Raw genomic sequence first — 350 nt, 5'->3', positions numbered from 1 at the left:
AATAAATCCTTTTCGTCCAAATGTGCTCCACGACCAACATTAACCAAAACTGTATGAGCTGAACATTCTTTAAAAAAGTCTTTATTCAAAATACCTTCTGTATCACCTGTCAAAGGCAAAATATTGACAATAAAATTAGTTTTAGAAATTGCAACATTCAAGCCTTCTTTTCCAGCAAAAGATTCTACTCCATTTATATTTTTAGGCGAATTCGACCAACCTTTGACTTGAAAACCTAAAGCAACAAATTGCTCTGCTACTAACTTTCCGATTTCACCTAATCCTAAAATTGTAATTGTTGTTTCCTTGATATTTTGATAAGTAGTAGGTTTCCATTCTTTACGAACTTG

General features: G+C 32.3%; 1 protein-coding gene. It reads right to left on the bottom strand.

The genetic code is table 11. The features are described from left to right. The coding region (locus QWI17_RS00835; RefSeq protein ID WP_302720593.1) for an NAD(P)-dependent oxidoreductase at nt 1-350 on the bottom strand (350 nt) is incomplete at both ends.

It is taken from the genome of Gilvimarinus gilvus (genome assembly GCF_030518155.1).
GTDB lineage: Bacteria > Pseudomonadota > Gammaproteobacteria > Pseudomonadales > Cellvibrionaceae > Gilvimarinus > Gilvimarinus gilvus.
Note: the sequence above shows the minus strand (reverse complement) of the source record. Positions and strands in the feature narration are given on the sequence as shown.